Annotated in this window: 9 protein-coding genes and 1 pseudogene; 7 read left to right on the forward strand and 3 right to left on the reverse strand. The window is 65.9% G+C overall.

The genetic code is table 11. From position 1 onward, the window contains the following. The 6 genes and pseudogenes from EOA28_RS11440 to EOA28_RS11465 all read left to right on the forward strand — a co-directional run. Positions 1-761, forward strand: a 761-nt coding sequence (locus EOA28_RS11440; RefSeq protein WP_128314899.1) for a LysR substrate-binding domain-containing protein, incomplete at its 5' end; no start/stop codon positions are given. Between the two features lie 15 nt (positions 762-776). Then, positions 777-1777 (forward strand): annotated as a pseudogene (locus EOA28_RS11445) (Ldh family oxidoreductase). Further along, entirely contained in the window at positions 1774-3423 is a 1650-nt protein-coding gene (locus tag EOA28_RS11450; protein WP_128314900.1) for a hypothetical protein, read from the forward strand. Before EOA28_RS11445 ends, EOA28_RS11450 begins: the two are co-directional and overlap by 4 nt. Beyond that, the gene (locus EOA28_RS11455) at positions 3420-3998 is read left to right on the forward strand and encodes a DUF3726 domain-containing protein (protein ID WP_189342015.1); all 579 of its coding nucleotides are present in this window, start codon (positions 3420-3422) and stop codon (positions 3996-3998) included. The genes EOA28_RS11450 and EOA28_RS11455 overlap by 4 nt, the downstream gene beginning before the upstream one ends. A gap of 15 nt (positions 3999-4013) precedes the next feature. After that, entirely contained in the window at positions 4014-5120 is a 1107-nt protein-coding gene (locus EOA28_RS11460) for an SAM-dependent methyltransferase (protein WP_128314901.1), read from the forward strand. A 156-nt stretch (positions 5121-5276) separates the two neighbouring features. Beyond that, the gene (locus EOA28_RS11465; protein WP_127251858.1) at positions 5277-6299 is read left to right on the forward strand and encodes an aminopeptidase; all 1023 of its coding nucleotides are present in this window, start codon (positions 5277-5279) and stop codon (positions 6297-6299) included. Between the two features lie 12 nt (positions 6300-6311). Here the strand turns inward: EOA28_RS11465 and EOA28_RS11470 are convergent, their stop codons facing one another. Next, positions 6312-8381, reverse strand: coding sequence for an FAD-dependent oxidoreductase (locus EOA28_RS11470; RefSeq protein ID WP_127251859.1), 2070 nt, complete (start codon positions 8379-8381; stop codon positions 6312-6314). A 221-nt stretch (positions 8382-8602) separates the two neighbouring features. On the opposite strand from EOA28_RS11470, the gene argE reads away from it, so the two are divergent. Next, positions 8603-9760 (forward strand): acetylornithine deacetylase, encoded by a 1158-nt coding sequence (gene argE, locus EOA28_RS11475; protein WP_127251860.1) that lies wholly within the window; start codon positions 8603-8605, stop codon positions 9758-9760. 3 nt (positions 9761-9763) lie between these two features. Here argE and EOA28_RS11480 read toward each other — a convergent pair whose 3' ends face one another. Next, complete coding sequence (locus tag EOA28_RS11480) at positions 9764-10693, reverse strand: LysR family transcriptional regulator (protein ID WP_127251861.1); 930 nt, start codon at positions 10691-10693, stop codon at positions 9764-9766. Between the two features lie 178 nt (positions 10694-10871). Further along, a partial coding sequence (locus tag EOA28_RS11485) for a DUF1028 domain-containing protein (protein ID WP_148670688.1) occupies positions 10872-11316 on the reverse strand: 445 nt, incomplete at its 5' end.

Here is an 11316-nt window from a genome sequence, read left to right on the forward strand (position 1 = left end):
CACTGTTCGAGAGCGAGCGCAAGGGCGCGCTCTCGCCGGTCGGCCGCATCGTGCTCGACGAGGCGCGCGCCATGATCGCCCATTACGATCGCGCCTGCCTGGCGATGACCAGCTACGCCGCGGACCTGCAGGGACGCTGCGACGTGGCAAGCGTGCCTTCGGTCGCCGTGACGTTGCTGCCGCGCGCGATCGCCCAGCTTCGCGCCGAGGGCAGCAGTTTCGACATCCATGTCCGCGACAGCGATTCCAGTGCCATCGTCGAGGCGGTGGAAAACGGCATGGTCGAGGTTGGCCTTTGCGTGCTTGCCAGCAAGCGGCCGCAGCTCAGTTTCGAGCCTCTGTTCCAAGAGCCGCTCGATTTCGTCTGTCCGGTCGATCATCCGCTGGCGACATCGAAGCGCCCGTTGAAATGGGCGCAGCTTGAAGGCGAGAGCTTCATCCGCAATGGCGCGGCCGAAGCACTCGGGCTTGCCGAGACCGAGGCGCTTGCCGCCGGCTCGAAACTCACCGCGACCAATGTGAGCTCCAACCTGGCGATGGTGGAGGCCGGGCTCGGCGTCACCATCCTGCCCAGGCTCTGCCGCTGGAAATGCAGCCATGCCGTGCGCTTCGTCCCGCTTGCCGATCCACGCTCGAGCCGGAGGGTCGGCTGGATCACCAGGGAAGGCCGGAACCTGCAGCCCGCGTCTCTGCGCTTCATCGAATGCATTCGCCAGCAGACCCAGGCGGGCGAGAAAGAGTTCGGCTATGCCGCGGCATGATTGGTGGATGACTGGATGACACGCCTGACAGAAGTCCGCATCGAAACGCTCGCCCGAGAAGCGCTGACCCGACACGGCGCAAGCGAGCGGCAGGCCGAGGCGTTGGCCGCCGGCATCGCGGCGGCGGAACGCGACGGCTTGAAGTCGCACGGGCTGATGTATCTGCCGACCTATTGCGAGCACTTGACCTGCGGCAAGGTGCTGGGACTGGCCGAGCCGCGCCTGACCCGGCCTGCCCCGGCCGTTGTCGCCGTCGATGCCGGCAACGGCTTTGCCCACGCGGCAATCGCCCTCGGCCTGCCGCCGCTGATCGAAGCGGCGCGCTCCCAAGGTGTCGCCGCGCTCGCCATCCGTAATTCCTACAATTGCGGCGCGCTCGGCTATCACACCGAACGGATCGCTCAAGCCGGCCTGGTCGGGCTGGGTTTCACCAACGCGCCGGCCTCGATCGCGCCCTGGGGCGGCCGCAAGGCAGCCGTGGGCACCAATCCCTTGTCGCTCGCCGTCCCGGACGGACAGGCGGCGCGCGCTTCGTCATCGACCAGAGCGCAAGCGTCGTCGCCAAGAGCGAGGTCATCAAGCGCGCTCGCGCCGGCGAACCGATCCCGCCCGGCTGGGCCTTCGATGCGAGCGGCGAGACGACGACCGACGCAGGCGAAGCGTTGAAGGGCACCATGGCGCCGGCGGGCGGCTACAAGGGCGTCGGCACCGCATTACTGGTGGAGATCTTTGCCGCATGCCTGACCGGGGCAAATCCAGGGCTTGTCGCCAGCCCCTTCTCCGGCACGGCCGGAGGGCCACCCGGAACCGGCCAGTTCTTCCTGGCGGTCTCGCCCGAGGCCACGTCGGGCGGCGCGTTCGCCGGCAATCTGGAAACCGTCGCCGGCGCCTTCATCGGCGAAGCGCGGCTTCCCGGCACGAGGCGCTTCGGCGCGCGCGAGAGCAATGCCCAAGGCATCGAGGTGGCGGCCGAAACGCTCGCCACGCTGGAAAAACTCGCAGGGATCGCCGCATGACGGCGATCGCGCTGCGCCCGCCGGAGGTCGTCATGCGCCTTAAGCGGCTTGGCGCGGCGCATCCGACGCGGCTCAGCTTCCTGCGCCAGTTGATCCGCCGCGCCGCCAGGGAGAAATGGCGTGTCCGCAAGCACCTGTTCGACCTCGACGACAATGGGTTCGGGCGCGCGGTCTATGCGGTCGAGACGCCGGCAAGGATATACAGCCTGGTCGCGTTCTCCACGCCGCTCGACGACGAGAAGCGCTCGGACCGCGTGATCGCGCAGGCCTGGGACACGAGCTACGTGCTCTATGACGGATTGCCGGACGCCGCCGACATCGCCCGGCTGGAGGCAAATGCGCCGCTGCAGGAGGCGGGCCGCTACACCAGCCGCGAACTGGTGCTGGCGCGCGCGAACAAGAGTGTCAGGCTCTTCGAGGACGTCGCCGCGGCGCTGGCGCAGGGACAACAGCCGGATGAGGAGCAGTTGCTCGGCGTCGGCTATCTGCTTCGCACCACGGCGGTCTACGGCAACGGCAAGTTCGGCATCCTGGATCGCGACGAGATATCCTCACGGCCGGAGCTTGCCGGATCCTTCCAGGCTGAAATGCTCACCGTCTGGCTGATCCGGTCCTTCACTTTCGACCTTGTCGATCACATTGCCCGTCGCCGCAATCCGGCCGGCGCGGCAAAGCTGGCGCCGGACCTGCGCCGGGCGCTCGGTGTGGGCAACGCGACCGGACTCGGCATGGCGCCCTTCCTCGTGCGCCATCCGCTGTTGACGCATAGCTGGTTCCTCGCCCGCGAAACCGCGCTGGCGCGGGTGCGCGCCGAACCACATGCCGGCGCGGCGGAACGAGACGCCTTCTCGAACGCGCTCGCCGATCTGCGCCGGCGCGTTGCCCGCTGGCACAGCGACGATAGCCGCCAGGCCACGGCAACCCGAATATTGGCCGCCGACCTGGGCGCGCTGGCGGAAAACCTCGATCAGCTTCTGGCGAAGCCGCGGCCTTGGGATGCACTCTATCGCTTCGCCGAAGATCACTTCTCGCTGGAGGGGCAGGAAGCCTGCGTCTCCCTTATCCTCGAACCGCACGGCGCCTTGATCGACGAGCTCGGCGACACGATGAAGGCCGACGAAACGCCAGGCCATGCCATCGAAGGCGGCATAAGTTGCGCTTTGCTGCGCCGGGCGCTCCTCGACTGCTATTCCTGGGCGAGGGCAATCGACTTCGCCGACCCGGCTGCCAATGCGCGCTTCTGGTACGTCTCGGCGGAAAAGCTCGAGCCCCGGCTTGGCGAGCGCTTCGAGGAGGACGGCGCCGAGCTCGAACAGCCTCTGGCCACCGCGCGCGACGCGCTTGGCCTGGCGGCCGCGCTGGCAAAGGAGCCGGCCTCGGCCAGTGTCGCCGACTTCCTGCTGCGCTGGCCCGAATGGCGCCATGCGGTGCGGCGCGCCCAGATCGTCGCGCAATTTCCCTATGCCGAGATCCACGACAATCTGATCGGCGCTGAATTGCGGCCCGTCGACATATTGCGCGCCAAGCTGGCGTTCTTCGGCGCGCGGAGCTTCGATCCGCGCTCCGACCGCTGGCTGCGCATCGCGCTGTTCAGCGGCGAGCCGCTGATCGAGGATGTCGCCACGATGGCAGGAAAAGCCGCGTGATCGACCTGTCGCTCAACGAGGTGGAAACGCTGAGCGCCAAGACGGCCCGGGGCGCCGGATTTTCATGGGGATTGGCCGAGGATGTCGGCCGCGCGGCGCGCCGGATCGCGGCCGAGGACGACAACTGGGGCAAGGCCATGCTGAGCCTTGCCGAACAAGCACAATCCTTCGAGTCTCCCAGCCTTGCCCGCGCGGCGCGCTGGCGGAGCGGCGAGACTGACGCCGCGACTGGAAGGCCGCTCTGTCCGATCCGGACGGCGGCCCTACTGCTCGACGAACCGCCTCCAGCGAACGTTATGCCGCTGACGATCCTGGATGTCGGCCTGCCGGTCTGGTTCGACGCCATGCTGCGCCGCTCACCCATGCGCGTAGCGCGGCCCGTGGGGCTGGCGACGCGCGCCGATGTCGTCATCGAACGCCGCGCCGAAACCGAGCAGCCAGCCACAGGCCGGCGCGGCGCGATCGACGAGCGGACACTTGCGGCGCTCAATTCCTTCGCCGCCAGAACCTATGTGCCGGAAAGCGAAAGATCGCGCGTGCGTGGTGCCGGTGGCGGCCGGGTGGACGATGAATAACAAGGGGAGAACAAAATGAGTGCAGCCGACGGCCAGAAGATCGCCATGCGTGGCGCAGGCTACTATTCGGCCAACACCGTCGGCGCCAAATACGTCATCGACAAGGTCGGCGATCTCGTCATCGAGGCTGTCGCCAGGATGCCCCGACTGGCCGACGGCCTGCCCTTCGCCATCGCCGATTTCGGCGCCGCCGATGGGGGCACTTCCATGGACATGATGCGACGGCTGATCGGCGCCGTTCGGGAGAGGGAACCGAACCGGGCGATATCGCTCACCTACACCGACCTGCCCCATAACGATTTCTCGACCTTGTTCCGGCTCAGCCAGGGCCTTCTTGGAACCTCCACCGAAGCGCCGCTGGCCGAGACGCCCGGGCTTTACATCTTCGGTAGCGGCACCAGCTTCTACCGCCAGATCCTGCCGGACAATTCGCTCTCCTTCGGCTTTTCCGCGACGGCGATGCACTGGATCAGCAAGCGGCCGTGCATGATCGCCGACCACGTCCAGGCGGTCGGTGCAAGCAATGCCGAGCGCGAGCAGTTCCGCGCCCAGGCGCTGCGCGATTGGGAGACGATCCTGCTTGCCAGGGCGCGCGAATTGCGATCAGGCGGGCGGCTTGCGCTGGCCAATTTCTGCATCGACGAGGAAGGCCGCTATCTCGGACATACGACGGGCGCCGACATGTTCGACAGCTTCGCCCGCCATTGGCGCGATCTGCTGCGGGCTGGGCGGATCAGCGAGACCGAATATGTCAACGCGACGTTCCAGCAGTTCTACAAGACGCCCGACGAGTTCGCGGCACCCTTCCGCGATCCCGCTTCGCCTGTGTCGCAAGCCGGGCTAAGGCTGGAGACGATATTCACCATGGTGACGCCCTGCCCATATGCCGAGGCGTTCCGCACCCACCGCAATGCGCAGGATTTCGCCCGCGCCTATGTGCCGACGCTGCGCTCCTGGTCCGAGACCGTTTTCGCCAACGCGCTCGATCCCTCGCGGCCGCCAAGCGAACGCTCCGCGATCATCGACGATTTCTACGGCGCCTATGAAGCCGACGTCGCGCAAGCTCCCGAAGGCCATCGCATGGACTACGTCCACTGCGTAACGGAGATCGTCAAGTCTTGACGGAGCGGCAAGCGCCGCGCCGCCCGCTCGAGGTCTTGACGAAAACAGGTGCGCCTGTTTGAGACTCGGCGAGCAAGGGGACATTCGCTCCCGAGGAGATGAGCAGGCGGTGGGCAAGCTTTGAAGCGCGTTTTTCGATTGCTTGCTGCTGCGATCATGGCGTCCGGTGTGACCGGCTGCACCAGCATTTCCTACTACGCGCAGTCGCTGGAGGGCCATGTCGAGATCATGGCCGCGCGGAAAAATGTTGGAAAACTGATCCGCGATCCCTCTACGCCCAAGGCGCTGCGCGCCAAGCTGACATCGGCCACCGCCATCCGCCGCTTTGCCACGGAAGAACTGGCGCTGCCCGACAACAGCAGTTACCGCAGCTATGTCGATGTCGGCCGCAACGATGTGACCTTGGCGGTCTTTGCCGCGCCGCAATTCTCGCTCGCGCCGGTAACATGGTGCTTTCCGGTGTTCGGCTGCGTTCCCTACAAGGGTTATTTTTCGCGCAAGGACGCGCTCGAAAATGCCGCCGCGCTGCAGCGGCAGGGGCTGGACGTCTATGTGACAGGCATCACGGCCTATTCCACACTGGGCTGGTTCAGCGATCCGCTGCTCAGCACTATGCTGCGCCAGAACGACACCTATCTCGCCAGTCTTGTCTTCCATGAGCTGGCGCATCAGAAAGTCTATGTGAACGGCGACTCTGCGTTCAACGAGGCTTTCGCGGTTACTGTCGAAACCACCGGCACGAGGAAATGGCTGCGCGCCACCGGCAATCGCGCCGGATTGCGCAGCTACGAAGCCGATCGCAAGCGCAAGGCGGATTTCCTCGGACTGATCTCGAAGACCCGGAACGAGCTGAAACAGGTCTATGGAAGTCCCCGCAGCCCCGCGCAAATGGCGGCCGCCAAGGCGGCCACGATCGACAGGCTGCGGATGCGCTACCGGCAGATGCGCGACAAGCGCTGGGCGGGATACCGGGGTTACGACGCCTGGTTCGACAGCCCGATCAACAACGCGAAGCTCGCCGCGACTGCCGTTTACGGCGAAGAGGTCCCGGCCTTCCTTCGCCTGTTCGACTTGTGCTCCGGCAACTATCCGAGATTCTATGCCTCTGTTCGACGTATCGGCGCGTTGCCCGCGCCCTCCCGTGCCGAAGCGCTCAAGGCTGCGACGACGTGTGATTGAGCTGAACCGGCTCTATTCCGCCGCCAGCGCCGTCACCTCGCGCCGGAAAGGCAAGGCATCGCCGATATCGGGTTCGTCCAGCTCGCGGGCGAAGCGGTGACCGGCATAGGTGGCCCAGGCGATGGGCCCTGGCGCCTCGGCATCGCCGATGACCTTGATCGAACGGATGCCGTTGTCCGCCCATTCGTTTTCGCGGGCTTTCAGCTCGCGCCAGACCGCGTCGTCCTGGTTGCGCGACGTGACCAGGACGACGGCATCGGCCGCCAGTTCCTGGCGCACGCCGGTGTAGACGCAGGCCGTGAACACGCCGCCTGATACGATGACCGTGACGGTCCTGTTGAGGACGATATCGACACCCAGCTCCGCCAGGCGGCGGTGGATGGCGCCCTGCTCCAGCGTGTTGCGGGTCCAGTCCGACACATAGGCCGATGGCGTCACCAGGGTCACCTTGGCGCCCCGCCGCGCCATCAGTTCGGCAAGAACTCCGCCCATGTAATAGTGGTCGTCGTCGAACAGCACGACATTGCCGGCCGGCACCTTGCCGTCCATCAGATCGTCCGGCGTGTAGACCGGCATGGCGGCGTCGATCGGCATCGGCACGACATGCGCGCGTGCCACGCCGTCGCGCCGCCAGGTCGACCCGGTGGCGATGGCGACATTCTGGAAGCCGAAGGACAGGAGGTCGTCCGCCGACAGCCGGCTCTGAAAATAGATGTCGACATTGGGCATCTGGCTGATCTGGTATTGGCGATAGTCACGCACCCTGCCCCAGGCCGACAGGCCCGGCAGCAGGCACTCGCGCGCCACGCGCCCGCCGAGTTCGGTGCCCGCTTCCGCCAAGGCCACCTGATAGCCGCGCAGGCCGAGCGCGCGGGCGGCCTCCAGCCCGGCGGGCCCAGCGCCGACGATCAGCACGCTGTCGCTGTCACCCTTGGCCTGCATGCGCTCCGGATGCCAGCCCTTGCGCCATTCCTCCATGAAGGTCGGATTCTGCGTGCAGCGCGAGATGGACATGGTCATGTCTCCGATGATGCAGATGTTGCAGCCGATGCATTCGCGTATGTCCTCGATGCGGCCCTCCTCGACCTTCTTCGGCAGGAAGGGATCGGCGATCGACGGGCGCGCGCAGCCGATGAAGTCGAGCGTGCCGGACTTGATCATCCTCACCATCACATCCGGCGAGGTGAAGCGGCCGACGCCGACGACCGGCTTCGAGGTCAGTTTCTTGATGCCGGAGACGAGGCTCTCCTGCGCTGCCTCTTCCTTGAAGCGCGAGGGTCCCGAGCAATCCTCCCAGGCGCCGTGGGCGAGGTCCCAGAGATCAGGCAGCTCGGCATGCATCTCGATCATGTCGCGGACTTCGGAATTGGCGAAGCCAAGCTCGCCGATCATCTCGTCCAGCGACAGCCTGAGCGTCAGGCCGCAGGTATCGCCGATCGCGTCCCGCCCTTCCTCGATCAGCTCGCGCATCAGCCGCGAACGGTTCTCCAGCGAGCCGCCATATTCGTCGCTGCGCTGGTTGGTGGCGGTGGACAGGAAATGCTGGATGATGCCGAAACCATGCGCGCCGTAGAGGCACACAAGGTCGAAACCCGCCTGCCTGGCGCGCTTGAAAGCGTTGCGGTGCCAGCGGCGCAGGTTGCGGATATCCTGCTTGTCCATGGCGCGCGCCTGCACCGGATCATTGGTGAAGGTGCGGATCGGCAAAGCCGACGGCCCGCGCGGAACCTCCTTGGTGTAGAGGTTGGGGCCATTGATGCCGGAATAGGCGAGCTGGATGCCGGCCAGCGCGCCATATTCGTGCATGGCTTTCGCCATCTTGGCCAAAGCCGGAATGTCGGCGTCGTCCCACAGGCGGAGCTCGATGAAGGGCGTGATCTCCGAGGTGTGGTGCATCTCCGTCTGTTCGGTGAAGATGACGCCCCATCCGCCTTCGGACTTCATGCGGCGCATCTCGGCCGCGGCCGACGGATCGCGATAGCCGCCGCCATTGCAGTGCGGAACCTGGTAGAAGCGGTTCTTGGCGGTCACCGGACCGATCTTCATCGGCTCGAACAGAATGTCGTAGCGTGGGTCGCGCATTGTACTTCCCTTCTCGTCGGCTGGCGCTGCCGATGCTCCGGAGACTACTCATAAGTTGGCGCCGGCGCGGGAAAACTACGGAATTCTTCTGCGCGGGTTAGGACATGCCTAATCTCGCGTCGCCGGGATTAGGCTGCAATGAATCGAAGCTGAGCCAAATGCGACTTCAGGGCGGACATCGCCCGATGTAGACAGCCGGTTGCGGCAACGGGACAAGACACATGGGCAGCATCGATATCCTCGAACGGCTGATAGCCTTCCCGACAGTGAGCCGCGAGTCGAACCTCGACCTCATCTTCTATGTGGCTGACTTGCTCGAAACGAGCGGCATAGCCAGCCAGCTCATCCACAGCGCCGACGGCCACAAGGCCAATCTGTTTGCCGCCATCGGCCCGTCCGACAGGCCCGGCATCATGCTGTCTGGCCATACCGACGTCGTTCCTGTCGACGGCCAGAACTGGACGCTGCCGCCATTCTCCATGACCGAACGCGACGGCAAGCTTTATGGGCGCGGCGCGGCTGACATGAAGGGCTTCGTCGCCTCAGCGCTCGCGGCCTGCCTCAAGGCAGCGAAGATGCCGCTGCGCACGCCCTTGCATCTGGCGCTCTCCTATGACGAGGAGGTCGGCTGCCTCGGCGTGCGCGACCTGATCGACATGATGAACGCGGCGCCCCGGCGCCCGCTGCTGTGCATCGTCGGAGAGCCGACCGACATGCAGGTGGCCACCGGGCACAAGGGCAAGCTCGCCGCACGCGCCGTCTGCAGGGGACGCGAAGGCCATTCGGCGCTTGCTCCGCTGGCGCTCAACGCCATCCATCTCGGCTGCGATTTTGTGCGAGCCTTGCGCGACGAACAGGACCGGCTTGCCCGCGACGGCGCCCGCGACGGCGACTACGACATTCCCTACACGACGGTGCATGTCGGCAAGATCAATGCCGGCGTGGCGCTCAACATCGTGCCCAACCTTTGCGTGGTCGACTTCGAGATCCGCAACGTCGCCGCCGAGGATGCCACGGGCATCCTCGACAGGCTGCGCAGTGCGGCCGCACGCATTGCCGCGGATGCCGCTTCGATCGCCCCCGAAGCGGCAATCGACATCGAGATCACCAACACCTATCCGGGCCTCGACACGCCGGCCGCTTCGGAAGCGGTCGCGTTCGTCAAATCGCTGACCGGCGCCAACAGCACCATGAAAGTCGCCTTCGGTACCGAAGGCGGATTGTTCAGCCGCGATCTCGGCACACCTTCCGTCGTCTGCGGCCCGGGCTCGATGGCGCAGGGGCACAAGCCTGACGAATTCGTCAGCGTCGAGCAGTTGCGGCGCTGCGACGAGATGCTGGAGCGGCTGCTGTCGCGGCTCGCCGACGGCTGGCCGTGAATCTCACTTGACGATGCGTTCGGTGCCGAAGACGCCTTGCTCGACGACGAAGCGGCGGCAATGGTCGATGAAGGCTTGCACCGTCAGCGTGCGGTGCTCGGCGTTGGGCAGCGCAATGCCCATGGTCAGCGGTCTGATGTCGCCCAGCAAGGGCACGAAGACCAGCAGCTTGCCGTCCGGCGACATGGCGTTGAGCGGCCGCATATTGGCGATGCCGTAGCCGAAGCCGTTGGCGACCATCGAACGCATCACGGCGATGTCGCCGGTGCGCTCGGCGATCTTGGGCCGCAGGCCCTGAAACGCCGAAAGGAAGTATTCCCGGCTGTAGGGCAGATCGAGCAGCACCATCGGCTCGTCGACCAGTTCCTCGGGCGTGATACCCGCCCTCCCTGCCAGGCGATGCTCGGCCGGCAGCATCACATAGGCCGGCAATTGCATCAACGGCTCGAACGTCATGTCCTGCGACAATTCCAGATCGTAGGTCAGCGCGGCATCGATTTCGCCACGCTGCAGCATCTCGAACAATTGCCCCTGGTTGCGCTCGAACTGCCGGACGCGCACATCCGGATAGGCGTCCTCGAACTTTTTGCGCAGCGCCGGCAGCACGATCTGCGCGAAGGTGAGCAGGCAGCCGATGGCCAGCGGCCCGCGCACCTTTTCGGCGATATCGCCGGCAATGTCGTGCAGCGCATCGGCATCGTTGAGCAGCCGCGCGGCTTCCTTGAGGAACAGGCGCCCTCCCGCGGTGAGCGCCAGCGCATGCGAATGCTTGCGCACGAAGAGCTGGACGCCGAACTCCGCTTCGAGCTGCGCGATCGAAGCCGAGATCGAGGGCGGCGAGACATTCACCTGCTCGGCCGCCTTGGCGATCGAGCCGGCTTCGCCCACGGCGACGAAATATTCGAGCTGTCTGAGCGTGAAGCGGAGCGGCATAGTCCTATGTTGCCGGTTTGCACCCGGCGATCAAGTCGCGGCCGCTCGGTACTTGATTCAGGCGGTCTTCAGAACGCACGACGTTCGCGGCACGCCGCGCATCGACCATCGCACCTATTCTGGATGCCGGGTCGAGCGGGTCGCCGGGTTTCGTATGCCGACTCCGGAACTGGTCGGACTACTCGTCACCGGGCACGCCGTAGCTCGGCGCATCGGACGGATTGAGGGCGCGGGTGACGTAGGCATCGAGCTGCGGTTTGTAGATCTCCCACAGCGTTGCGAGTTGCTCGATCGGACACGCCTCGGTCCAGTCGCAGCGCAAATCGGCGACGGGCCAGGACACATCGCGCACCAGCTTCATGCCGGCGGAGCGGACAGGCCCCGCCTCGCCGCCCGCCTTGAGCGCGGCGCGCATCGTGGCGATCAGCCGGTCGCCGAGATGGCCCTCGGAAGCGAGGAAGGCGTCGACCATGGCTTGCGGGATGCCACCATTTGCGAGCAAATTGCCGCCGCAGGCGACGTCCTCGCCGCGCGCCTCGGCCCAGATGCCCAGCGCTTTCGGCCCGGAATGGATCGCGCTGCCGCCGGCCGCGTCGACCGCCAGCACCTGCCGGTATTCGCTG

The organism is Mesorhizobium sp. M2A.F.Ca.ET.067.02.1.1 (assembly GCF_004023285.1).
GTDB lineage: Bacteria > Pseudomonadota > Alphaproteobacteria > Rhizobiales > Rhizobiaceae > Mesorhizobium.

Bases quoted from the DNA above. Each gene is read 5' to 3' on its own strand.
- EOA28_RS11465 (WP_127251858.1), top strand. From the start codon at position 5,277: ATGGCGTCCGGTGTGACCGGCTGCACCAGCATTTCCTACTACGCGCAG.
- EOA28_RS11450 (WP_128314900.1), top strand. From the start codon at position 1,774: ATGACGGCGATCGCGCTGCGCCCGCCGGAGGTCGTCATGCGCCTTAAG.
- argE (WP_127251860.1), top strand. From the start codon at position 8,603: ATGGGCAGCATCGATATCCTCGAACGGCTGATAGCCTTCCCGACAGTG.
- EOA28_RS11470 (WP_127251859.1), bottom strand. From the start codon at position 8,381: ATGCGCGACCCACGCTACGACATTCTGTTCGAGCCGATGAAGATCGGT.
- EOA28_RS11480 (WP_127251861.1), bottom strand. From the start codon at position 10,693: ATGCCGCTCCGCTTCACGCTCAGACAGCTCGAATATTTCGTCGCCGTG.
- EOA28_RS11460 (WP_128314901.1), top strand. From the start codon at position 4,014: ATGAGTGCAGCCGACGGCCAGAAGATCGCCATGCGTGGCGCAGGCTAC.